This window comes from Natronoarchaeum mannanilyticum (genome assembly GCF_039522665.1).
GTDB lineage: Archaea > Halobacteriota > Halobacteria > Halobacteriales > Natronoarchaeaceae > Natronoarchaeum > Natronoarchaeum mannanilyticum.
Map to the genome: position 1 here is coordinate 1,185,156 of NZ_BAAADV010000001.1, position 22,859 is coordinate 1,208,014.

Consider the following 22,859-nt stretch of genomic DNA (forward strand, 5'->3'; position numbering starts at 1 on the left):
TGGATGGACACAGTTATTTGCTCCCCTTGGTTATCGGTCCCCATGAGCCACAGTCGCACGAACGATCGGGTGGTACGATGCGCGTAGTCGCGAAGTTCGGGGGGACCAGCCTGGGGAGCGGGGACCGGATCGACCGGGCCGCCGACTCGATCGCCAAGGCCGTCGAGGAGGGCCACGAGATCGCCGTCGTCGCCAGCGCGATGGGATCGACGACCGACGAACTGCTCGACGAGATCTCCTTCGAGACCGAGCCGGCCGACCGCGCCGAGATCGTCAGCATGGGCGAGCGCACGAGCGTCCGGATGCTCAAGGCCGCGCTGGCGGCCCGCGGCGTCGAGGCGATGTTTCTCGAACCGGGTAGCGACCTCTGGCCGGTGCTGACCGACGCCGCCGGCGAGGTCGACGTCGAGGAGACCCGCGAGCGCGCCGCCGAGATCGCCTCGCGGATGGACGGCGTCGTCCCCGTGATCACCGGGTTCCTCGCCGAGTCCCACGACGGCAGCGTCACGACGCTCGGCCGCGGGGGCAGCGACACCACCGCCGTGATGCTGGGCAAGTACATGGACGCCGACGAGGTCGTGATCGTCACCGACGTCGAGGGCGTCATGACCGGCGATCCCCGCGTCGTCGAGGGGGCGCGCAACGTCGGCGAGATCACCGTCGACGAGCTCCGGAATCTTTCGTTCCGCGGCGCCGAAGTCGTCGCCCCCTCGGCTCTGGCGTACAAGGGTGGCAACATGGGCGTCCGCGTCGTCCACTACCAGCACGGCGACCTGCTGACCGGCGGCACCCGCATCGAAGGCGAGTTCTCCAGCCTCGTCGACATGCGCGACCAGCCCCTGGCCTGCATGACCGTCGCCGGCCGCGCGATCCGCAACAGCCCCGGCGTGCTCCAGGAGCTGACGACCGCGCTGGGCGAGGCCGACGTCAACGTCGACGCCATCGCCTCGGGGATGGACTCGATCACGTTCTACGTCGACGAGACGCTCGCCGAGGACGCCGAGGCGGTGCTCCACCGCGAGGTCGTCGACCAGGAACCGCTCTCCAGCGTGACCGTCGAGGACGGCATCGCCGTCATCCGGATCACTGGCGGCGAGCTACCGAACCAACCGGGCATCCTCTCGGAGATCATCAACCCGCTCACCCAGGCCGAGATCAACCTGCTCGACGTGATCACCAGCGCGACGAGCGTCGCCATCTTCGTCGAATGGGACGATCGCGAGGAGGCGCTGGAAATCATGCAGAACCGCTTCTGATCGGTTTCACGACGTTTCCGCCCCGTACGTCGATACGTCCGGCTGTCTTCCGCCGTCACATCTGTATTCCCGTCGTCGATCTGCACGAACTACCGTTTCTGTCGTCCGTGGTCCGATTTTCCGCACGTCGTGACGGATTTCCCCGGAGAAGCTACAACTGGCCGCCCGCACACGGTTCCAGTATGCGATACCGAACCAAGGTCGCCGCGACCGTCCGGTTGCCCGACCGCGACGAGCGCGAGACCGCGCTGGAAGCGGCGGGGTACAACGTGTTCGCCCTCGACGCCGACGACGTCTACGTCGACCTGCTGACCGACAGCGGCACCGGCGCGATGAGCGACGAGCAGTGGGCCGCGCTACTCCGGGGCGACGAGGCTTACGCCGGCAGTTCGAGCTTCCGGCGCTTCGAGGAGGCCGTTGCCGACGTGACCGGGTTCGAGCGGGTGGTTCCGACCCATCAGGGCCGGGGCGCCGAAAACGTCCTGTACGGCGTCCTCGCCGACGAGGGCGACGTCGTACTCAACAACACGCACTTCGACACGACGCGGGCCCACGTCGCCAACCAGGGCGCGGATCCGGTCGACGTTCCGGTCCCGGTAGCCCGCGATCCGGACGCCGACGAGCCGTTCAAGGGAAACCTCTCGCTCGACCGCGCCCGGAGCGTCGTCGACGACGTCGGCGCCGACCGAATCCCCGCGGTGGTGCTCACGATCACGAACAACTCGGCGGCCGGGCAGCCCGTCAGCGTCGAGAACGCCCGCGAGGTCCGCGCGTTCGCCGACGAGATCGACGCCGCGTTCGTGATCGACGCCTGTCGGTTCGCCGAGAACGCGCACTTCGTCGTCGAACGCGAGGACGGCTACGAGGGCGCCAGCGTCGCCGAGGTCGCCCGCGAACAGCTCGGGCTCGCCGACGCGCTCGTGATGAGCGGCAAGAAGGACGGGCTGGTCAACGCCGGCGGCTTCGTCGCGGTCCGCGATCCCGACCTGTTCGAGCGCGTCAAGCAGCGCGCGATCCTCTACGAGGGATTTCCCACCTACGGCGGGATGGCCGGTCGCGACCTCGAAGCGATGGCTGTCGGGCTGCGCGAGGCCGTCGAAGACGCGTACGTCCGGACCCGCGTCGAACAGGTCCGGGAGCTCGCCGACCTGCTCGAGGACGCCGGCCTCCCCGTCTACCGGCCGGTCGGGGGACATGCGGTCTACGTCGACGCCGCGGCGACGTTCCCGTCGATCGACGCCGAGCGGTTCCCGGGACAGGCCCTGGTCTGCGAACTGTACCGCGAGGGCGGCGTCCGCGCCGTCGAACTCGGGAGTTTCGCGTTCCCCGAGACCGACCGCCCCGAGCTGGTCCGCCTCGCGCTCCCGCGCCGGACGTACCACCGCGAGCACCTCCGCCACGTCGCCGACGCCGCCGCGGACGTGCTCGACCGCCGCGAGTCGGTCCCGGGCTACCGCGTCGTCTCCGAGCCGTCCAGGCCCGAACTGCGCCACTTCTCGGCCGCCCTCGAACCGGTCGACGTCTGAGAGGCGTCGTGTGCTGCGACGATGCTGGTCACGGTGCCGCAACGACGCTGTGCCGTGACGCCGCAACGACGCTGCAGTACGAAACCTGCCGCACCCGCCCTACCGTCCCTGCTCCAGCCGTGCGCCGATCTTATCGGGCAGCTCCGCCTCGTTCACGGCGTCCTGCACCGCCTCGATGTCGTACTCCACGCGGTGCAGGTCGACCGTCAGCGCGTCCAGGTCGACGACCGCGTAGGCCGCCTTCGGGTCCCGGTCGCGGGGCTGGCCGACGCTCCCCGGATTCACCACGATCCCTTCGCCGTACCGCTCGGCGTGCTGGACGTGGGTGTGGCCCAGCACCAGCACGTCCTCGTCGTCCAGCATCCGCGGGCTGAAATCCTCGGGGTAGGTGTAGCGGTCCGGATCGTCGGGATGGCCGTGAACGAGTTTCACTTGCCCGTCGAACTCGGTGCGCTCGTCGGGCAGGGCGTCGAGCCACGCGAGCTGCTCGTCGTCGAGTTCCTCGCGGGCGTGCTCGACGCCCGCCGCGGCCATGCTGTTGAAGCGGAACGCCGATCCGCTGGCGACCGCCCGATCGTGGTTGCCCATCACGGTCGGCACCTCGCCGGCCGGCAGGTCGTCCCGTCCGAGGTCGTCCAGCAGCGGCGCCGGATCGACCATGGCGTCGACGCAGTCGCTCGGCCAAGGGTTGTACCCGACGACGTCGCCGGCGCAGACCAGTCGGTCGACGGTCGGCATGTCCGAGAGGACCGCTTCGAGCGCGACGCGGTTGCCGTGGATATCCGAGAGCAGACCCACTTTCATACGTGACACGACGCGCTCGTCGTCCTTCATGGTTCGCCGATTCCCCGTCGGCATCGTCCCCGACGAGCCCCGACGCGGCGTCTCGACGCCGCGACGGATCGGAAAAGTGCCCGACTACTCGCCGTTCTCGATCGCCAGCCGGACGTCCTCGTCGGTCCGCTCGACGCCGGCCGCGCAGACCGCGTGCTCGAAGTCGAGATCCAGCGCGTCGCTCGCCGCGCTCGGCGCGTCGGCGGCGTCGAACGCGAACGGCTCCGGACTGTCCTTCTCGTAGGTCGCCACCAGCGTCGGCTCGTCGACCTGCTCGACGAGCAGGGCGTCGTTCCGGACGGTGCCGATATAGGCGTCCTCGCCGACGACGCCCGCGATCCGGGGGGTGTCGTAGTCGTCTTTCTCGTAGTCCATCGCGAGGAGACTCTCGGCCAGCGCGTCGCGTGCGGGGTAGCCCAGCTCGAGTTTCTCGGTGATCGGGTCGACGTGCGAACCGTTGCCGACGACGACCTGATCGCCGGCCGTTCGCACGCAGTTGTACGAGACGTAGGGGTTGTCGGTCTCCTCGGCCTCGGCGGTCGGGACGACCGTCAGCGAGCCGTCGCGCTCGATCATCTTCCGGTTCGGGAACGACCGGGACGATACTCGGTAGGCGGCCACCGACGGTCCGACGATCACGAAGCGTCCGACGTACATACACGACAGTGCATAGTTCGAGGTAAAGTAGATGTCGAATTGTGCACGGGCGTCGAAGACGGCGGCGACAGCGGCGTCGCTCCGTGCTGATATTCAAGTACGATCGAGCGGCGACAGTCGACGTGACGACCGAACGAGAGTGTCTCGACGCGCTCCGGGAGGCGGCCGACTTACTCGGCGAGTCACCCACTAAAGCGCAGTACGAACGACTCGACGTGACGCCCTCCTCTTCGACAATCGTTCGACATCTCGGCGGCTGGAACGCGGCCAAGGAGCGGGCGGGCCTGGAGACGGCGAATTCGCGCGGCTCGCGTCTCGATCCGAAACCGGACGACGTGGAAATCCCTGAAGATGTAGAATGGTCCAATCTGTCGGCCGATCAGCGGTGGCACTACCGGCACGTGGAAACGAATAGAGAACGCACACTCACGAGGCGTGCTGCGAACCGAGCGTGGCTGTACGAGTACAAACACTTCAACTGCGAATGTGAGCGCTGCGGCGAGGAAACTCCTGCCTGTCTGGATTTCCATCATCCGGATCACGTCGAGAAGGAGATGGAGGTCGGGAAGATGGTCACGTACGGATACTCTCGTGAGCGCCTGCTCGATGAGATCGAGAAGTGCGTCGTCCTCTGTGCGAACTGCCACCGGAAGGAACACTACCCGATTCCGGACGGCGTCGAAATACCAGAGGAGCAAATTAGAGAGACTGATCTCTGCCAGTGATTCCCGAGGCGGAACCGAGTTCGAAACGCTCAAATACGGAACCGGAGTACGAACTGGTGAAGCGGCGGAAGACGTGACCGCCGGAAAACATGTCAGTCCATTGGGGTAGCGGCCAATCCTGAAGCCTTCTGGGGGCTTCGACCCTGGTTCGAATCCAGGATGGACTACTTCCTTCGACGAACTTCCCTCTCAGCAGTAGCTTTGTCGTTCGTCAGGACGCCGAAAACGCGCCGTCACGCCGTGCCGCCGAAATTCACTCGCTTCACACCGGCATGCCCGACGAAATCACGCCGATCGTCGACTCCCACACCGAGACGTCGAACAGCACCTTCGCGACGAAGTCCGCCGCGAAGAACGCGAACAGCGCCGCCCCGGCGAAGTGGGCCTTCCGGATGTCGAACCGGTGGGCGAAGTGGTGGAACACGTAGGCGTTGAGCAGGCTGATCGGGAGGATCGCGAGCATCTCGCCGGTCCAGATCGCCGTCGGCGCCGACGGGTACTGGGTGGCGAGCGTGATCGTGATCAGTTGGGTCTTGTCGCCGAACTCGCCGAACGCCATCATCGCGAAGATCGGGACGAACCCGCCGAACTTGTTGGGAACCTTCCACCCGAGGAACGGCACGCGGACGTCTAGCTCGCCGCCGTCGCCGAGCATGGCGGTCGCCGGCTCCTCGGCGTCGCGGTCCTCGTCGGGCGCCGTCGCGACGAGCATCACCGCGAACACCGCGAACATCACCGCGGTCATCGCGTCAAGGTAGATCCCCGGCACCGCGTCGGTCAGCGCGCTGCCGAGCCAGACCTCCAGGGCCGTCCAGCCGGCGAACGCCGAGCCGGCCGCTGAGACGACCAGCAGCGGGTTGTACCGGGTCGAGAGGCCGGCGATGATGAACTGCACCTTCTCTCCGGGCAGCACCGCGAGCTGGGCGGCGAACGCGACGGCCGCGACGTGAAGCCAGGTCTCGCTCACCTGCCGCTCACCTCCGGCGGGGCGAGGGACGCGTCGGCGTCGTCGCGGCGACGCGACGGCTCGTCGCGAGAGAGTGCAGAGTGCTCCATGAACTCGTTCGTACCGGGTGAATTAGACTGGTCTAAACTTAGGTCTTCTGCCATCGAAACCCCCGACGATCGGACAGGGCCCCTCGATCGGCCCTGCCGGATCAGCCCGCCGAGACGTACTCGTCGAGGGTCTCGACGATCGTCCGGGCGAACCGTTCGTCGTTGATGTCGGCCTCGACCTCGATCAGTTCGACGTCGTCGCCGACGTTCTCGCGAAGCGCCTTGAACAGTGCTTCGTCCGCCTCCGGATCGTAAAAGTCCTCGCCCTCGACGCTGAGCATCGAGACGCCGTCCAGCGGGAGCGCGAGCGCCGTCGGGCCGGTCGCGGCGTTGAGCTTCTCGGCGATGATCTCGCCGAGTTCGGCGCACTCCTCGGGCGTCGTGCGCATCAGCGTCACCTGCGGGTTGTGGACGTGGAGATTCCGGTCCTGAAACTCCTCTGGGACGGAGTCCTCGGGGCCGAAGTTCACCATGTCGAGCGCGCCGACCGAGACGATCTGGGGCGTCCCGGTCTCGGCGGCGGCGTCGAGCCGCTCCGGCCCGGCGTTGAGGACGCCGCCGACGAGTTCGTCGGCCCACTCAGTCGTCGTCACGTCGAGGACGGCGTCGATGACGCCCTGCTCGATCAGGTTCTCCATCGCCCGCCCGCCGGTGCCCGTCGCGTGGAACACGATCGTCTCGTAACCCATCTCTTCGAGGTGCTCGCGGGCCGCCTGGACGCCCGGCGTCGTGACTCCGAACATCGTGATGCCGACGGTCGGTTTGTCCTCGGTCTCGACGTCGGGCTCGTTGTCGACCATCCCGACCGTCGCCAGCGCCGCGTTCGAGATGATCCGCCGGGTGAGCTGGTTGAGCCCCTCGACGTCGGCGACCGAGTACAGCATCGCGATGTCCCGGGTCTCGACGTACGGCTCGACGTCGCCCGACGCCACCGTCGACACCATCACCTTCGGGACGCCGTAGGGCAGCGCCCGCATCGCCGCGGTGGCGATCGAGGTGTTGCCCGACCCGCCGAGGCCGAGTACCCCGTCGAGGACACCCTCGTCGTGTAACTCCCCGACGATCGTCGCCGCGCCCTCGCCCATCGTCTCGATGGCCTCGCCGCGCTCGGCGTCCTCGCGCAGCGTCTCGAGATCGGTGCCGGCCGCCGCGGCGACCTCGGCGGCGCTCGTGTCGGGCTCGAACTCGGGGTCGCCCATCACTCCGACGTCGACGACGTGAACGTCGACGCCCTGGCCCTCGATCACGTCCCGCGCGAAGCCGATCTCCTCGCTCTTGGTGTCGAGCGTCCCGACGATGACGACGCTCATGGCCGGTCACCTCCGCGCTCCGTTGCTTGACCTCCACTCTCCGTCGCCTGCGAGTCCCAGCATCCCGCTCCCCCCGCAGTCATAGGTCGATCTCCTTGAACTCGCGGGCCTGGTTCTCGATCGCTTCCTCCGTCGGCAGCCGTTCGATGCTCGACGCCCCGAAGAACCCGACAACGCCCTCGGTGTTCTGGAGGACGTGCCGGGCGTCGTCGGGCCACGCGATCGGGCCGCCGTGACAGATCACCATGACGTCCTCGTTTACCTCCTTGGCGGCGTCGTGGTGTGCCTGGACGCGCTCGGCCGCCTCGTCGAGGTCGAGCGCCGTCTCGGCGCCGATGTCGCCCGAGGTCGTCAGCCCCATGTGCGAGACGATCACGTCGGCGCCCGCCTCGGCCATCCGCCGGGCGTGCTCCTCGCTGAAGACGTACGGACACGTCAACATCCCCTGCTCGCTGGCCTCGCGGATCATCTCGACCTCCTCGTCGTACCCCATCCCGGTCTCCTCGAGGTTCTGCCGGAACTGGCTGTCCTCGTCGATCAGCCCCACCGTCGGGAAGTTCTGGACGCCGGAAAAGCCGCGTCGCCGCAGGTCCTCGATGAACACGCTCATGTCCCGGAACGGGTCGGTACCGTTGACGCCCGCGAGCACCGGCGTGTCCTCGACCACCGGGAGCACCTCGTGGCCCATCTCGACGACGATCTCGTTGGCGTCGCCGTAGGGCAGCAGGCCCGCCAGCGAGCCCCGACCGTTCATCCGGTAGCGCCCGGAGTTGTAGATGATCAGCAGGTCGACGCCGCCGCGCTCGGCGAACTTCGCCGAGATGCCCGTTCCCGCGCCGGCGCCGACGATCGGGTCGCCGTTCTCGACCGATTCCTCGAGTCGTGTCAGTGATTCTTCTCGGGTGAACTTCATGCGACGTTTGATATCACGTCTCATATAACTAAGAACGTCGGGGGTGAGGCGGCGCGGTCGAGCCGATCACGGCGGCCAGCCGAACACGCCGGCGTCGTAGGAATCGACGTCCGCGGGCGACTCCAGGACGACGACCTCGAACGACCACTCCGTGCCGGCACTCAGATCGCTCGTCGAGGCGAGGTACGTCCCCAGGTGCGCGCCGTTCTCGCCGTAGAACCGGGTGCGGACCTCCGCGTACTCGATCAGCTGCTCGGCGTCGTTGCGGACGCTTCCCTGAACGGTGAGCCCCTTGTACCCGCCCGCGTTGGCCGGTTCGTGTTCGACGAGTTCCAGCGCCTGCACGGTCGTCGCGTCCGGGTCGGGCGTCGTCGAGGCGAACGCCCGCTGCGTGCTCGCGTTCGTCGCGTTCTCGAGGCTGCCGTTGCCAGAGACGGCGACCTCGTTCTGGGGGCCGTACGCGGTGCCGCCGTCGCCGCCGAGACAGCCCGCGATCCCCGCGATCCCGCCGGCTCCGACCAGCTGCAACACTCGCCGCCGCGTCGGATCTTCGCCCGCCGCCCCCTCGCCCGTCGCGTCGCTCTCCATACCGTCTGGTAGACCGCGGGCTGCCAAGTGCGTTGGTCACAGTCGGTTGCGACGTAGTTACCGACGCCCTCGCGGCGCGCTACGCGCTCTCGCTCGGCACGCTACGCGTCCTCGAACGGGCGGTGGGTCGCCCGGTACCCCTCGTCGGTCGGTTCCACGTCCTCGACGACGCGCAGGCGGATGTTGCGCTCCTGTTTCGTCCGCACCGGCACGTCGTAGTGAGTCGCCTCGTACCCCAGCGAGCCGCCGTCGGCGCGCTCGCGCTCGACGAACTCGCGGTGAGCCGCGAGCCGGTCGGCCGCGACGCGCTCGGAGATCGCCGGCGCCTCGGCGACCCGCTCCTCGAAGGCGCGGACGAACTCGGGTTCGATCTCGACGCCGACCGAGTTCCGGCCGGCGATCATCGCGGCCAGCGTCGTCGTGCCCGTACCCCAGAACGGGTCCAGAACGGTGTCGCCGTACGCCGAGTACATGTTGACGAGCCGGTAAGGGATCTCGAAGGGGTAGGCCGCCGAGCGGTCCCGGAGCTCTTCGCCCGCCAGCGCCTGGTGCTCGCCCCGGACCTCCTTCCAGACGTCCGAGAACCATTGGTTGCGCTCCTCCCAGAAGTACGCGGCCTCGTAACGCCGGTCGGCGCCGGGCTCGAAGCTCCGACTCTTCGATCCGTTCCGGAAGACGAGGACGTACTCGTGTTCGAGCGTGACGTAGGCGTTGGGCGGCACCATCCCCGAGCCCATGAACTTCGCGGCGCTGTTGGCCGGCTTGCGCCAGAGCACGTCCGGCAGCGGCTCGAACCCCAGGGATTCGAACGCGTCGATCACCCGGGCGTGGTTCTGGTAGACGCGGAAGCTGCCGTCGACGGTCCGCGTCGCGTCGCCGACGTTGACGCAGGCGATGCCGCCCTCGACCAGCACGCGCTCGACCTCCGCCCAGACGGCGTCGAGCGCCTCGTGCATCAGCTCGTAGGCCCGCCGCCCGTCGCCGTCGTCGAGCGCCTCGCCCGCTCCGGGCGCCAGCTCGGCGAACAGCTCGTCCCACATCTCGATCATCGGGTACGGCGGCGACGTGACGACGAGTTCGACCGAGTCGTCGTCGAGGTCGCTCAGCTCCCGCGCGTCCCCGACGACGATCCGGTGGCGAGTCTCCATCGTCGTCCCGTTCAGTCCCCGGGATCTAGAATCTACCGGCTCAGACCGACGCCTCGACGTACTCGACGGCCTCGGCCGCCGATTCGGCGGCTTCGACGCCCGCCACGTCGTGGGTGCCGAGCCCGGCGACCGGTCGCCCCAGATCGAGCGCGTGGGCGATCTCCGAGAGCGTCCCGGTCGAGCCGTCGATCGCGATCGCGGCGTCGCCGTTGAGCACGACCAGCACGTTCCGGGCGTTGCCCAGCCCGGTGGCGATCGGCGTCGTGACGTACTCGTTGGCCGCCCGGCTGTCCTCGCCGGGGAGGACGCCGATCGTCTCGCCACCTTCCTCGCGGGCGCCCCGGCAGACCGCCTCCATGACGCCGGTGCGGCCGCCGCAGACCACGGTGTGGCCCCGTTGGGCAAGTAGCCTGCCCACGTCGCGTGCCTGCTCGTACTCCGCGTCCGTGATCGTGCCGCCGCCGACGACGCTGACGCGCATACTCGCTCGGATTCGGGCCGGCGGGACAAGCGTTTCGGGTGGAGCGCGGCCGCTCGGCGCGGCTGCGGCGTCGCGTACGGCCTCTGCGCTCAGTCGTCGGCGTCTCGCTCGTAGGCCCCGGCTTTCTCCAGTTCGCCGCGACGCCGGAGCACCGACGGCGTCCGGCAGACGCCGGGCGCGCCGGTCACCTGCGGGACGGTGCAGTTGTTGCAGCTCTCGCAGGCGACCCGAGTTTCGGCGTCGACGCCGTAGCGAGGGGCGCTGCCGGTGGTCGCGTCCGATTCCAGCAACCGCGCCGGAAGCCGCGGCTCGGCGTAGAACGGGCGGGCCATCCCGACCGCGTCGGCGGCCGGCTCCTCGCCCGCCTCGCCGAGCAGCCGGTCGATCTGCCCCCGCTCGCGGACGCCGCCCTCCAGCATGACCGGAACGTCGACGCGCCGGCGCACCCGCCGGCAGAACTCCTCGTTCCACGCCGGCTCGAAGTCGAACCGCCGCTCCTGCAGCCGGTTGAGCGCCGCCACCGCCCGCGCCCGGTAGCGGCTGCCGAAGGCGTCGGCGTACCCCTCGGCGAACTCGTCGCTCTCCCAGGCGCGCTCGGGGTACGCGCCGCGGACGATGCTCATGTCCCAGATCACGTTGGTCTCGACCGGCGCGACGGCGTCGAAGCCGTACTCCGCGAGGTGCTCGGCGATCGCGACGCCGTCGTCGCGATCGAGATGCCGGCGGACGATCCGCGGCGCGGCCGTCTCGGCGGGCACCTTCGTCAGGAGCGGGACGTCGCCCGCCCGCGTCCGGATCTCGTCGTGGACGAGTTCGAGGAAGCGCGTCCGATCCTCCGGCCGCGAGCCGCCGAACTCGTCGTCGCGCCGGTTGTAGAACGGCGAGAGGAACTGCTGGACGATGCCCATGTTCGCGCCGGCGAGGTGGATCGCGTCGTAGCCCGCCTCGACCGCGCGGGCCGCCGCTTTGCCGAAGTCCGCGGCCAGCCCGTACACTTCGGCGGTGTCGAGCACGGACGGGTCGAAGGAGACGAGGCCGAGCCGGTCGAGCGCCCGGAGCTGCGCCGGCGGGCGCGACACCGCCAGCTGTTCGAGATCGGGGTGGGCCGCCCGGTACTCGCTGTGCCACGTCTCCATCGTCCGCAGGCCGCCGTGCTCCAGCTGGAGCGCGATCCGGGCTCCGTGGTCGTGGATCCGGTCCGTGAGCCGTCCCAGGCGCTCCACGAACGCCGGATCGTGGACGCGCGACATCCCCGGCGCACCGCGTCCCCCTTCGCCGCGGACGATCGTCGCGCCCTGACAGAGCAGCCCGGCGCCGGCGTCGGCCGCCGGTTCGAGATCCTCGATCAGCGCGTCGACGGCGTCCGGTCCGTTCCCCGCGCACTCCAGCAGCGGCGCCCGGTACAGGCGATTCCCCACCGTCTTCCCCCCGAGATCGACCGGCGCCTCCAGGCGTGCCATCGTTTCGTGGTGGAACCTATCGGCCCAAAAGCGTTTGTCGCGCCGATACCCTCGTACCTCCATGCGCAGACAGATCGCCCTCGTCGCGGTCGTCGCCCTCGTCGCCCTGGCGGGCTGTGGGGGCGTCCTGACCGACGGCGGCGCAACCGACAGCCCGGACGACGGCTCGGCGAACGAATCGGAACCCGACCAGGCGCCGACGCTCGAGTCAGTCGCGTACCCCGACGGGTACGATCGAGACGGAATTAGCAACGCCAGCCGCGCGCTCTCGACCCACGACGCGGCGATCTCCGAAGCCGCGGGGTACGAGCTCTCGGCGACGATGCGCGTCGACTCGGGCGACGAGACTCAGGAGCTGGTGATGACCTCGACGGTCGACAACGAGGCCGGCACCGAGTTCTCGACGCTCGAACTCTCGGGCTCGGTGGCGGTGTACCGCGCCGCGGACGGCTCGACGTACACGCGCATCGACGACGGCTCGAACGTCCAGTACGAGTCGAGCCAGCCCGACAGCTACGCCCGACTGACGATGTCGCAGTTCGAGAGCTCCATCGCGGACGCCAACCTGAGCGCCACGTCGGTATCGCGGGAGGGATCGACGACGCTGATCACGTACTCCGGCGACGCCGGAATCGAACTGGTCGTCGACACCGAGGGCCGGATCCACTCGCTGACCATCGAAGAAGGCGACGTGCGAGCCGACTTCGCGTTCGACTACGGATCGGTGACCGTCGAGGAGCCTGACTGGCTCGACAAGGCCAAAAACGAGACGGCCGCCTAGAGGTCGCGGTTGCTGTCGGCGGGGCCGTCGCCGCCGATCTCCCCGAGATCCCGCCCGGCGTTCGCCTCGCTTTTCCCACCGGCTTCGCCCGTCAGTTCGCCGTACACCGCCTCGCGGACGTCCTCGGCCGACTCGAACGTCTCGTCGGACAGCCGGTCGAACACGCTCCCGAGCGACTCGGTTTCGTTCGCGAGATCGATCTCCTCGTCGGCGTACGTCGCGGCCAGCTCCTCGCCCCTGACGGGGTACTTGTGCTCGGTGAAGTCCTGCTGGACCTGCTCGATGATGTTCTCGCTGTGCTCGGCCTGCTCGTGTTTTCGGCGCTTCGATGCCTCCTGAACCTTCTCCGGGTCGGGCTCCCCCGACGGATCGTTGCCTGACATCGTCTCCCCCGTCCGATGGTCCGCCGCGGACGCGGAAAACGGTGGTGCCGAGGTGTATCGGTCGCCGGACGGCGTGGCCCCGATGTCGTCTCTCCGCCGGAGTTCGGCGTCCGGCCTACTTCTCGACGTCCAGCAGTGCGACCCGCTCTAACACTACGTCGGCCAGCTCGGCATCCGTCGCCGCCAGTTCGGCCTCGGACACGTCGAAAAAGTCCCGCACCAGCGCCGCGTCGGCGTGCTCGACGCCGAGCGTCGAGCGCTCGTCGAGGTCGAGCGCTTCGCGGACCGCCGCGGCGGCGTCGGCTTCGCGCGCTTCGGTGCTAGCGTCCTCTGCCTCGCCGTCCTCGGCGTCAAGGCTATCGATCAGCACCGCGACGTCCTGCTCGCCCGCTTTGACGCCCATCGCCAGCGCGTCGTCGATCTGGCGGCGCCCCGCTGCGTACAGCAGGATCTCGACGCCTCGGTCGCGCGCGACGTTCTCGCCGCGCTCGATGGCGCGGTCCGCCAGCTCGATGGCGCGTTCGAGGTGCTCGCGCCCGATCAGGTAGCGCGCGTCGAACGCCTGTACGGTACAACCGTGCTCGTCGCCGATCGCCGCCAGCTCGGCGATCGCGGCGTCGACGTCTTCGATCGTCGCTCGCCCCTCCAAGATGTGCATCAGTTATCGCCCTCCATCAGAAGTCACCCAGGCTCGCCTGGTCGGCGTCCGCGCTCGCTTCGTCGCCCTCCTCGCCGTTCGACGCCGCGTCCCCTTCGTTTCCGCTGGAGCCGTCGGCCGCCGCGGCCTCTGCGCTCTTGTCGGCGTTCACGCCCTCTAGCGAGGGGTCCTGTCGACCGGCGTTCTCCAGGACCGTCTCGGCGGTCTTCCGGCGCCCGCGCAGCGCGCCGAGCACGACCGACTTGTCGGCCTCCCGGAGGTCGGCGCGATTCTCGATGCCGGCGTCGAACAGGCGCCGGGCGCGCTTGCGGCCGACGTTCCGGACGCCCGCGAGTTCCAGCAGCTCCTCTTTGATGCCGTCCTCGACGCGCTTGCGCGCCTCGCGGATCGACGGCGAGACGCCGAGATCGAGCTCGGCGGCGAGCTGCTCGGCGGCGTTGAGCAGCCACTCGGCGGTGTCGGTCTTCCCGCGGACGTCGCCCGGGCCGACGCCGTACTTCGCGGTGATGCGGTCCTCGTCGATTTCCTCGGCCCAGTCTTCGAGCATCTCGGCGGTCTTGAGCGCCGAGAGCCAGTCCTCGAAGCGCACGTCCTCGAACTCGCTGGGCATCGCCCCGAGAAATTCGTTTTCGCGCTCGTAGGCGACCTCGGTGTACTCCTCGCGGTCGCCGGATTTCAGGTACAGCTCGTACATGTCCGGCGTCCGCGCGACGAGGTGGTACAGGCCCATCGCGGTGGGTTTCTCGCCATCCTCAATGTCGCGCAGCCCGTCGACGATCTCGGCGGCGCTCATCGGGTCGAGGTAGAGCCGGGAGACGGTGTGCCCGAGGCCGGTCGCGGAGAGCTCGCCTTCCCCCTCACGTTCGATGAACTCGTTCCGTTCCAGGTACTCGATCACGTTGTCGGCGACTTGCTCCAGCCGTTCGGGATCGTCGGCCTGGCTGGCGTGGAGCGTCTCCGAGAGGAATCCGAGCAGCTCCTCTCGCGACCGGGCGAACCCGCTGGCGATCGTCGCCAGCACGTGCGTCCGCAGCGCCGGCTCGGCGGCCAGCTTCGAGCGCACCGGCTCGGGATCGGCGTACACGTACCGGTCGAACAGCTCGTCGAGCTCCTCGTGGCTCTTGGCGAGCAGCACGGCCTCGCCGTAGGGGTCTCGGCCCGGGCGCCCCGCCCGGCCCATCATCTGGTGGACCTCCAGCACGTCGAGGGGCTGCATCCCGCCGGCGGTGCCGTCGTAGCGCCGCCAGTCGCGAACGATCACCCGCCGGCTTGGCGTGTTGACGCCCGCCGCGAGCGTCGGCGTCGCGCTGACGACCTTCAGCAGACGATCGCGGAACGCGTCCTCGACGAGCGAGCGGTGCTCAGCCGCCAGCCCGGCGTGGTGGAAGGCGCCGCCGCGCTCGACGCAGTCGGCCAGATCATCGCTCGTCTCGGTGTCCGAGACGTCGCGGATCTCGGCGGCGATCTCGCGTAACTCCGCTTTCTCCTCCGGCGAGAGGCTCGGCTCGACGGTGTCGGCGAGGCGTTCGGCCGCGGCCTCGGCGTTGCGCCGGGAGTTGACGAACACCAGCGACGAGCCGCCGTCCTCCAGGGTGTCCCGCACGATAGCGGCGGTCTGCTTCTCGTTCTTGCGGGTCGGCAGCTCGCGCTGGGTCCCGTCGTCCAGGTGCAGGGCGTCGCCGTAGTGGACGCCCTTCTTCAGGTCGATCGGGCGCCACGTCGAGTCGACCAGATCGGCGTCGAGCCAGTCGGCGATCTCGTCGGCGTTGCCGACCGTGGCCGACAGCGCGACAGTCTGCAAGGATGGGTTGAGCTGGCGCAGCTTCGCCAGCGTCACCTCCAGCGTCGGCCCGCGCGAAGCGTCGTCGATCAGGTGGACCTCGTCGCTCACGACGCAGTCGACGTCCTCGATCCAGGGCGCGCCGTTCCGCACGAGGGAGTCGACCTTCTCGCTGGTCGCGACGACGATGTCCTTCTCGGCGAGCCACTCGCCGGAGGCCTCGTAGTTGCCCGTCGAGACGCCCACCGAGACGCCAAAGTCCTCGAACGCCTCGAACTCGGCCTTCTTCTCGCTCGCCAGCGCACGCAGCGGGACGATGTACAGCGCCCGCCCGCCGCGCTCGATCGTCGAGAGCATCCCGAGCTGGGCGATCAGCGTCTTCCCGCTGGCGGTCGGCACGCTCGCGACCACGTTCTCGCCCGCCGTGACGCCCGCCTCGACCGCCTCGGCCTGGGGCGGGTACAGTTCCTCGATCCCCTCCGCCCGCAGGTACTCGACGAACTCGGGAGGGACGTTCTCCAGCTCCGCGGTCTCCATTAGGTCCTCGTTGGCCCCTCCTGTGGTTTAAACTTCCGTCGTCGGCCGGCCGCTTCGACGCCGCGGCGGCGTCGCCGGTCGCTACGCCGGGCGTCGGCATCCTCCGACCGTCGCTTGACGCCGTCCCGCGCTCCGCCACCCATTTGGTCCCCTCGCGCTAACTCGACACTATGAAAGTTGAGTTCGACCGCGACACCTGCATCGGAATGTTCCAGTGCGTCGCCGAGTGGGACGCCTTCGAGAAAGACTCGGACGCCGGGAAGGCCGACCTCGCGGGCAGTGAGGAGGCAGAGGACGACGTGTTCGTCCGCGAGGTGCCCGACGGCGCAGAACTCGACGCGAAGTTCGCCGCCCGCTCCTGTCCGGTCGACGCCATCGCGATCTACGACGACGACGGCGAGCAGCTGATTCCCTGACCGGCCCCTCCTCAGAGCTCAGCCCGGTAGACGAGCAGGTCGAACGGCGTCTCGAAGTCGTCGACGCGCTCGCGGACGACCCGCTCGAACCCGGCGTCCTCGTAGAACCGTTGCGCGGCGTCCTGCCGGTCGGTCGTGTGGAGAACGAACGTCTCGATGCCGTCCTCGCGAGCCCGACGCTCCAGCTCGTCGTACAGCGCCCGCCCCACGCCGCGGCGCTGGTAGTCGGGGGCGACGCTGAACCGCTTGATCTGCGCCGCGGCGGCGCCGAACTCGTCGTAGAACGCGCGTAGGATCTCGCCCGGCGAGTGGAACGCGATCGACCCGACGATTCGCCCATCGATCTCGGCGACGAGGAACTCCCCCTCGGGAAAGTACCCCTCGCCGATCGCGTCGAGATCCTCGTCGAGTTCCCCGTCCATGTCGCCGACCCACGCGTCGGCCTCGCGATGGGCGATTTCGATCACGTCGGCGATCCGATCCTCGTCGCCGGGCTTGTACCGGCGGATCGTCGGGTCCTTGCTGACGTTCTCGTCCGTCACGATCAGACGTACACGCGTTGACGGTGGTAGTGACGGTGACGGCGGTAAATGTTGCTTCGCCGGTTCTAGTTCAATACCGTCTTCGTCAGTCGACGGCGCATATCATACGAGATTGTGCCGGTGGCTCGTTCTCAATCTCTCACCCGTATTTGCGCCGCTTCAACTAGTCCCGCGAGAACAACCCCACCAGCTATCACAGACAGAAGAAATGAATTGTAGGGTATCGATAGCACACCGGCAGTGATGCCTACCAGTGTAATCTCTATCGCAAACATCATGTCCCGTATGTCAGTCATATTGGGGGACTCTTTTTCCATGGTTTGTGTAGTAAGATACCGGCATTAGTTTTGGTGGAATGGTAGCATAAACTGTTGTTATAGTTTGATCACCAATCTATGGTGGAGGACCTCCGGAGAAATTATGAACACGACGAGTTACGGGAATGGGTCGACTCGTCCGCTTGGCAAGCACGTTCGGTCGTACGCGTGCTGACGGGGGTGACTGTTTCTTCGCCGGTTCCAGTCCGACACTGTACTCGCTGGTCGACGAAAACGTTATAACGAACCGTGTGGGAACCCCGCATAGGTGAACGATCCATGACCGGAGATCGGTCGCACGTCACCGAGTGGGCGGAGTTCGTCGACGCCGAGGTGCCCGAGTCGGAGCTGTCGGGCGAGCGCGACCGACCGCTCGGGCGCGATCGCTGAGAACGAGGTTCGCGGGCGGCGAGCGTCGGCGTCGCGCGTCGTCTCCCGCTGCCGGTGCGAGTCGACGCCTCACTCGATCTTCTCGTACTGCTCGGAGAGCTTGTCGGCGGCTTCGCCGAGTTGCTCGCGCTCGAAGTTGTCGAGGTCCCACTCGACGACCTCCTCGACGCCGTCACTGCCCAGCTTGACGGGTACGCCCAGCGCCACGTCGTCGTGGCCGAACTCGCCGTCGAGTTTGATCGAGCCGGGCAGCACCTCGCCGGTATCTCGCAGCACGGCCTCGACCATGTGACCGACGCCGGTCGCGGGGCCCCACTCGGTGGCGCCTTTCTTCTCGATGACGTTCATCGCGCTCTGCTTGAGCTCGTCGAGGATCTCCGATTTCTCGTCGTCCGAAAAGTCTGGATCCGTCCCGTCGACGCGGACCTTCGAGAACACCGGCACCTGCGCGTCGCCGTGCTCGCCGAGGATCGTCGCCTCGACGTTCCGCACCGGCGCGTCGAAGCGCTCGGCGAGAACGTAGCGGAATCGCGCGGAGTCCAGACGGCCGCCGAAGCCGATCACCTTCTCGCGTGCGCGCTCGCCCGTCTCGTAGAGGTGCCGATTGAGGAGGTCGACCGGGTTCGAGGTCGTGATCGTCACGAACTCGTCGTCGTTGTGCTCGGCCAGCGACGAGCCGATGTCCTCCATGATCGGCGCGTTGTCGCCCGCCAGATCGATCCGGGTCTGGCCGGGCTGGCGCGGGATCCCCGCCGTGATGACGACGACGTCCGACCCGGCGGTGTCCTCGTAGCCGCCCTGCCGGATCGTCGTGTTCGAGTCGTAGGCGACGCCGTGGTTCGCGTCGGCGGCCTGGCCGACCGTGTCGGCCTCCTTGTCGGGGATGTCGACGAACACGATCTCGTCCGCGACGTCCCGGAGCGCGATGTTGTACCCCGCCGCGGCGCCGACCGTTCCGGCCGCACCGACCACGCTAACTTTCGTCATACTAGATGAATGGCCCCGCGATGGCGGTTAAAGCTTCGGACGTGAAACGTTACCTCGCCACACGGATACGACGTCCGCGTGCGATCCGAGCGGAGCCTCGGGCGAGATGCGAGTTGCGGGTTTTTAGTCGCCGCGGCCCCTCCCCTCGGGTATGAGCGAGTTCGACGAGGAAGCAGAGCGGGAGAAGCTCCGCGAGAAGTACGGCGAGGACGACGCCGACCGAGAGGCGACCCAGCGCATGAGCCAGCTACTCCTGCAGGGCGCGACGATGACGAACCGCCACTGCGACCGCTGCGGCGACCCGATCTTCCGGCAGAACGACCAGGAGTTCTGCCCGACCTGCAACGCCGAGGCGCAGGCGGCCGAAGCACAGACGGGCGACGCCGAGGCCCAGGCGGCCGAAGCCGACACACAGGCGGGTGACGCCGACGCACAGGCGCCCGATGCAAACGCACAGGCGGTTAACCCCGGAAATCAGGGTGCGGACGCCGATACGAACGCTGGCGAGACCCAGCCGACCGAGACGCAGTCCGCCGCTGGCGACGCCCAGTCCGCCGACGCCGACGCTCGGTCAGCGGACGCCCAGCGTCCACCCGCCGGGCGTCAGCCGCCCGACGCTCAGTCTGGACGCGCCGCGGCGCCGGAACGCCCCGAATTCCAGGCGTCCCGAACGCCGCCGACCGACAACGCCGCGGCCGCTGCCGACTCGAACGCGGCATCACGCGGTGCCGGCAGCTCCGACCACCAGTCGTCGGCGTCCGCCGGCGATCTCGCCGACGCGGACGCGGCGCTCGTGAAGACGTTGAACAAATTCGCGAGCGCGGCCGTGCGAACCGACGATCCGCGACGGGCGAAAGAACACCTCGAAGCCGCTCGCGAGGCAGCCGAGGCGCTCGACGCGCTCCGGCGGTGAGAGCGCCCGAGATCCCTTCGACCGCTACTGCACCAGCTGATCGGTGAACTGCTCGCGGACTTTTTCGACCTTCGGCGCGGCGTGCATCCGGCAGTAGGCGTCCTGGGGGTTCTTCTCGAAGTAGTCTTGGTGGCGCTCCTCGGCCTCGTAGAACTCCTCGAGGGGCTCGATCTCGGTGACGATCGGGTCGTCGTACGCGCCCGACTCCTCAAGTTCGACGACGAACGCCTCGACGATCTCGCGCTGGTCGTCGTCGTGGTACAGCACGATCGAGCGGTACTGCGAGCCGATGTCGGGGCCCTCGCGATCCTCGGTGGTCGGGTCGTGGATCGTGAAGAAGACCTCCAGCAGGTCCGGGTAGCTGATCTCGTCGGGGTCGTAGGCGACCTGCACCACTTCGGCGTGGCCGGTCGAACCCCGGCAGACTTCCTTATAGCTCGGGTTCTCGGCGTGGCCGCCGGCGTAGCCCGACGTGACGCGCTCGACGCCGTCGAGCGGCTTGAGCGCGGCTTCGACGCACCAGAAGCAGCCGCCGCCGAACGTCGCGCGTTCGAGTTGCTCTGTCATACGAATCGGTAAGGGCCGAGCGGGTTTGAACTGTGGGGTCAACGCTCTCGACCGCCGCCGTAGTGTTATCAAAGAAACACTTTTTGCGCCGGCTCGACAACGCTCCCACGACGATGAAACGCCGAACCGGACGACTCTGGCTCCGAATGGGCGCGGTATTTCTGGCGTTCCTGGCCCTCAACGTCCTGTTCGTTCGGACGGCGATCTGGTTCGTCACCGGCTTCGTTTTCGGCGTCGCGCTGCTGATCGCGGGGACCGTCCCCGACTTTTCGGGCGTGACCCCGCCGCTGTGGCTGGTCGGCGCCCTTGTCGCGCTCTTCATCGCCGCCCAGTACGGCTACAGTCGCCACCAAATGGCCGGAGCCCTCGTCGACCAGTCGTACGACGCCGACCTGACGGCGTTCGCGACCCGGCGCGCCCAGCAACTCGACGTTCCGGCGCCCTCGGTCTACGTGGCCGAGTACGAGCGTCCGAACAGCATGATCTACGGCTCCAGGCGGTCGGCGACGATCGTTCTCACGCGCGGGCTGGTCGAATCGGCAGACGAGTCGACGCTCGACGCCGTCGTCGCTCACGAACTCGGCCACCTCAAGAACGGCGACCTGTGGCTGATGACGACCCTGAACGCGCTGCCGGTTCTGGCGAAAAAGCTTCGCGGATGGGCATCCTGGCTCCGCGGCACAATCGCGGGCGGTGACGGTGGCAACGGGGGTTCGCTGTTCGTCCTCCTCGTCGCCCTGATGCTCGGCGCCCTCGCGATCGTGTTCCGGGCCGCCAGCCTGCTCGTCTTTCGGCTGTTTTCCCGATACCGCGAGTACGCCGCGGACGCGACCGCGGCCGAACTCGTCGGGGCGCCCGAGCAGGTCGCCGCCGCCCTCGCGGAGCTCGACGAGGGACACGGGCCGCCCGACGCCGACGCCAGGGAGCGCGCGGCCGAACTGCGGCAGGCCTGCTTCCTGCCCCACGGACTCGGCGAGCGGACCGAGGACGCCGGCCTCGACTACGACGTCTCCCTGCAGCTGGACGAGGACGACTCGGGCTTCTCGGGGACTGATGCGGACGATTCGTCCGGGATGAGATGGGATCGCGTCGACGAGATCGAGTCCAGAAACGAGGACCAGCCGATGCAGCGCCTCGAACGACAGCGAGCCGAGTCCGAGTCACCGACGACGTGGGTCCGCGAACGGTTCCTTCCGGACACGCACCCGTCCACCGCCGATCGGATCGAACGGGTCCAGTCCCTGCGCGAGTAGTCCCTGCAGACCGTCTTCGCGCCCTTATCGCCGCTCGGGCACCATCTCGACCGGCCCGTCCGGTCGCAGCGTGATCGACGGCCTGAAGCCGAGGTTCTCGACGGTCGATTCGACGTTCCAGTCCTGACAGATCGTCGCCAGCACCAGTCGCGCCTCCAGCATCGCGAACCGGTCGCCGATGCAGCGCCGCGGCCCGCCGCCGAACGGGAAGTATGCAAATGGGGGTAGCTCCTCGCGCAGCTCGTCGGTCCAGCGCTCCGGCCGGAACCGCTCGGGATCGTCGTAAAAGCGCGGATCCCGGTGGAGCACCCACTGCTGGAACGAGACGGTCCGGCCCTCGGGGATCCGGTAACCCGCCATCTCGACGTCCTCGTCGGCCTCGCGGATGATGTCGTACACCGGCGGGTAGATCCGCATCGTCTCCTCGACGACCTGCTCGGTGTAGGTCAACTCGTCGAGGTCGCTGACCGTCGGCGTCCGGCCGCCCAGCACGTCGTCCAGTTCGGCCTGCAGTTTCTCGCGCTTCTCGGGGTTCTCCGAGAGCAGGTGCAACGCGTAGGTCAGCGCCAGCGCGGTGGTCTCGTGGCCCGCCAGCAGGATCGTCACGACCTCGTCGCGGATCCGCTCGCGCGGGAGGTCCTCGTCGGCGGCGAGCAGGAGCGAGACGACGTCGCCGGCGTCGCCACCACCCCGCTCGTGTTGGTCGATGATCCGTTCCGCGACGGCGTGGAGATCGTCCAGCGCCGCGTTGAACCGCCGGTTCCCCGGCGTCGGCACCCACAGCGGCACGTCGACCGGCCGCCGGATCGACGACGCCGCCCGATCCATCACGGCTTCCAGCGCGTCGCCGATCGCCTCCTCTTGGGCTCGGATGTCGACGTCGAACAGCGCCTGCGCGGCGATCTCGACAGTCAGACTCATCATGTCCTCGTGGACGTCCCGCCGCTCGCCGGGCGTCCACTCCGCGAGCGCGCGCTCGGTGACGTCGGTCATCTCCGTCGCGTACGACTCCAGCATCTCGGGATAAAAGGAGGGTTCGACGGTGTGGCGCTGCGTGCGCCAGGTCTCGCCCTCGCTGGTCAGCAGCCCGTCGCCGAGCACAGGCTTGAGCGTGTCCATGAACCGCTCGCCCTTGACGAACGAGTCGTTGTCGTCGACGAGCACGCGCCGGACGAGCGCAGGATCGCTCACCTGCACGAACTGCTCGCCGCCGAGCACGTACTCGGCGACGGGGCCGTACTCGCGGGCCAGATTCTCGAAAAAGGCCAGCGGATCCTGCACGTACTCGCGGGTGTTGCCCAGAATCGGCATCCCGTCGGGGCCGGGCGGGGCGGCGGACCGGGAGCTGGTCATATTCTGTTCACACTACGTCCCGCGAAGT

23 protein-coding genes and 1 tRNA gene are annotated in these 22,859 nt (G+C 68.3%); 8 read left to right on the forward strand and 16 right to left on the reverse strand.

From position 1 onward, the window contains the following. Positions 1-77 precede the first annotated feature (77 nt). On the forward strand, positions 78-1,256 hold the full coding sequence (locus tag ABDZ81_RS06205; RefSeq protein WP_343773033.1) for an aspartate kinase: 1,179 nt from the start codon (positions 78-80) through the stop codon (positions 1,254-1,256). A gap of 182 nt (positions 1,257-1,438) precedes the next feature. Next, entirely contained in the window at positions 1,439-2,782 is a 1,344-nt protein-coding gene (locus tag ABDZ81_RS06210; RefSeq protein WP_343773034.1) for a tryptophanase, read from the forward strand. Between the two features lie 99 nt (positions 2,783-2,881). On the opposite strand, the gene ABDZ81_RS06215 is transcribed toward ABDZ81_RS06210, so the two are convergent. Both ABDZ81_RS06215 and ABDZ81_RS06220 read right to left on the reverse strand, forming a co-directional pair. Beyond that, the gene (locus ABDZ81_RS06215; protein ID WP_343773035.1) at positions 2,882-3,586 is read right to left on the reverse strand and encodes a metallophosphoesterase family protein; all 705 of its coding nucleotides are present in this window, start codon (positions 3,584-3,586) and stop codon (positions 2,882-2,884) included. Positions 3,587-3,700: 114 nt separating this feature from the next. Beyond that, a complete protein-coding gene (locus ABDZ81_RS06220; protein ID WP_343773036.1) occupies positions 3,701-4,273 on the reverse strand; it encodes an IMP cyclohydrolase in 573 nt (190 codons plus the stop codon). A gap of 122 nt (positions 4,274-4,395) precedes the next feature. Between ABDZ81_RS06220 and ABDZ81_RS06225 the strand changes: the two genes are divergently transcribed. Together ABDZ81_RS06225 and ABDZ81_RS06230 are read left to right on the forward strand one after the other, a co-directional pair. Beyond that, positions 4,396-4,998, forward strand: coding sequence for a homing endonuclease associated repeat-containing protein (locus ABDZ81_RS06225; RefSeq protein WP_343773037.1), 603 nt, complete (start codon positions 4,396-4,398; stop codon positions 4,996-4,998). A 94-nt stretch (positions 4,999-5,092) separates the two neighbouring features. Then, positions 5,093-5,165 (forward strand) — tRNA-Gln (locus ABDZ81_RS06230). 95 nt (positions 5,166-5,260) lie between these two features. Here ABDZ81_RS06230 and ABDZ81_RS06235 read toward each other — a convergent pair. The 7 genes from ABDZ81_RS06235 to ABDZ81_RS06265 form a co-directional block, all read right to left on the reverse strand. After that, positions 5,261-5,965 carry a TMEM165/GDT1 family protein gene (locus ABDZ81_RS06235; protein WP_343773038.1) on the reverse strand — a complete coding sequence of 235 codons (705 nt, stop codon included), beginning with the start codon at positions 5,963-5,965 and terminating at the stop codon, positions 5,261-5,263. Positions 5,966-6,155: 190 nt separating this feature from the next. Further along, positions 6,156-7,364 carry a Tm-1-like ATP-binding domain-containing protein gene (locus tag ABDZ81_RS06240; protein ID WP_343773039.1) on the reverse strand — a complete coding sequence of 403 codons (1,209 nt, stop codon included), beginning with the start codon at positions 7,362-7,364 and terminating at the stop codon, positions 6,156-6,158. Between the two features lie 79 nt (positions 7,365-7,443). Beyond that, a complete protein-coding gene (locus ABDZ81_RS06245) occupies positions 7,444-8,277 on the reverse strand; it encodes a phosphoenolpyruvate hydrolase family protein (RefSeq protein ID WP_343773040.1) in 834 nt (277 codons plus the stop codon). Between the two features lie 66 nt (positions 8,278-8,343). Beyond that, positions 8,344-8,865, reverse strand: a complete 522-nt coding sequence (locus ABDZ81_RS06250) for an FxLYD domain-containing protein (protein WP_343773041.1) — start codon at positions 8,863-8,865, stop codon at positions 8,344-8,346. 101 nt (positions 8,866-8,966) lie between these two features. Next, the gene (locus ABDZ81_RS06255) at positions 8,967-10,013 is read right to left on the reverse strand and encodes a DNA-methyltransferase (protein ID WP_343773042.1); all 1,047 of its coding nucleotides are present in this window, start codon (positions 10,011-10,013) and stop codon (positions 8,967-8,969) included. 40 nt (positions 10,014-10,053) lie between these two features. Beyond that, positions 10,054-10,494, reverse strand: coding sequence for a TIGR00725 family protein (locus ABDZ81_RS06260; protein ID WP_343773043.1), 441 nt, complete (start codon positions 10,492-10,494; stop codon positions 10,054-10,056). A gap of 89 nt (positions 10,495-10,583) precedes the next feature. Further along, a complete protein-coding gene (locus tag ABDZ81_RS06265; RefSeq protein ID WP_343773044.1) occupies positions 10,584-11,954 on the reverse strand; it encodes an oxidoreductase in 1,371 nt (456 codons plus the stop codon). A gap of 61 nt (positions 11,955-12,015) precedes the next feature. On the opposite strand from ABDZ81_RS06265, the gene ABDZ81_RS06270 reads away from it, so the two are divergent. Further along, positions 12,016-12,735: a hypothetical protein gene (locus tag ABDZ81_RS06270; RefSeq protein WP_343773046.1), complete on the forward strand. Its 720-nt coding sequence runs from the start codon at positions 12,016-12,018 to the stop codon at positions 12,733-12,735. On the opposite strand, the gene ABDZ81_RS06275 is transcribed toward ABDZ81_RS06270, so the two are convergent. From ABDZ81_RS06275 to ABDZ81_RS06285, 3 genes are all read right to left on the reverse strand, one after another. Continuing rightward, positions 12,732-13,118, reverse strand: a complete 387-nt coding sequence (locus ABDZ81_RS06275) for a DUF5789 family protein (RefSeq protein WP_343773047.1) — start codon at positions 13,116-13,118, stop codon at positions 12,732-12,734. The two genes, ABDZ81_RS06270 and ABDZ81_RS06275, sit on opposite strands and share 4 nt — an antisense overlap. Before the next feature lie 115 nt (positions 13,119-13,233). Next, positions 13,234-13,776: a KEOPS complex subunit Cgi121 gene (gene cgi121, locus ABDZ81_RS06280; RefSeq protein ID WP_343773048.1), complete on the reverse strand. Its 543-nt coding sequence runs from the start codon at positions 13,774-13,776 to the stop codon at positions 13,234-13,236. A 16-nt stretch (positions 13,777-13,792) separates the two neighbouring features. After that, a complete protein-coding gene (locus ABDZ81_RS06285; RefSeq protein WP_343773049.1) occupies positions 13,793-16,093 on the reverse strand; it encodes an ATP-dependent DNA helicase in 2,301 nt (766 codons plus the stop codon). Between the two features lie 170 nt (positions 16,094-16,263). On the opposite strand from ABDZ81_RS06285, the gene ABDZ81_RS06290 reads away from it, so the two are divergent. Then, positions 16,264-16,509: a ferredoxin gene (locus ABDZ81_RS06290; RefSeq protein ID WP_343773050.1), complete on the forward strand. Its 246-nt coding sequence runs from the start codon at positions 16,264-16,266 to the stop codon at positions 16,507-16,509. 11 nt (positions 16,510-16,520) lie between these two features. On the opposite strand, the gene ABDZ81_RS06295 is transcribed toward ABDZ81_RS06290, so the two are convergent. Together ABDZ81_RS06295 and mdh are read right to left on the reverse strand one after the other, a co-directional pair. After that, positions 16,521-17,051, reverse strand: a complete 531-nt coding sequence (locus ABDZ81_RS06295; RefSeq protein WP_343773051.1) for a GNAT family N-acetyltransferase — start codon at positions 17,049-17,051, stop codon at positions 16,521-16,523. 776 nt (positions 17,052-17,827) lie between these two features. Beyond that, positions 17,828-18,745 carry a malate dehydrogenase gene (mdh, locus tag ABDZ81_RS06300; protein WP_343773052.1) on the reverse strand — a complete coding sequence of 306 codons (918 nt, stop codon included), beginning with the start codon at positions 18,743-18,745 and terminating at the stop codon, positions 17,828-17,830. Between the two features lie 151 nt (positions 18,746-18,896). Between mdh and ABDZ81_RS06305 the strand changes: the two genes are divergently transcribed. Continuing rightward, positions 18,897-19,658, forward strand: coding sequence for an Sjogren's syndrome/scleroderma autoantigen 1 family protein (locus ABDZ81_RS06305; RefSeq protein ID WP_343773053.1), 762 nt, complete (start codon positions 18,897-18,899; stop codon positions 19,656-19,658). Positions 19,659-19,682: 24 nt separating this feature from the next. Here ABDZ81_RS06305 and msrA read toward each other — a convergent pair whose 3' ends face one another. Further along, positions 19,683-20,225 (reverse strand): peptide-methionine (S)-S-oxide reductase MsrA, encoded by a 543-nt coding sequence (gene msrA / locus ABDZ81_RS06310; RefSeq protein WP_343773054.1) that lies wholly within the window; start codon positions 20,223-20,225, stop codon positions 19,683-19,685. Positions 20,226-20,338: 113 nt separating this feature from the next. On the opposite strand from msrA, the gene ABDZ81_RS06315 reads away from it, so the two are divergent. After that, positions 20,339-21,478, forward strand: coding sequence for a M48 family metallopeptidase (locus tag ABDZ81_RS06315; RefSeq protein WP_343773055.1), 1,140 nt, complete (start codon positions 20,339-20,341; stop codon positions 21,476-21,478). 24 nt (positions 21,479-21,502) lie between these two features. Here the strand turns inward: ABDZ81_RS06315 and ABDZ81_RS06320 are convergent, their stop codons facing one another. After that, positions 21,503-22,831, reverse strand: a complete 1,329-nt coding sequence (locus ABDZ81_RS06320) for a cytochrome P450 (RefSeq protein ID WP_343773056.1) — start codon at positions 22,829-22,831, stop codon at positions 21,503-21,505. Between the last annotated feature and the right edge of the window lie 28 nt (positions 22,832-22,859).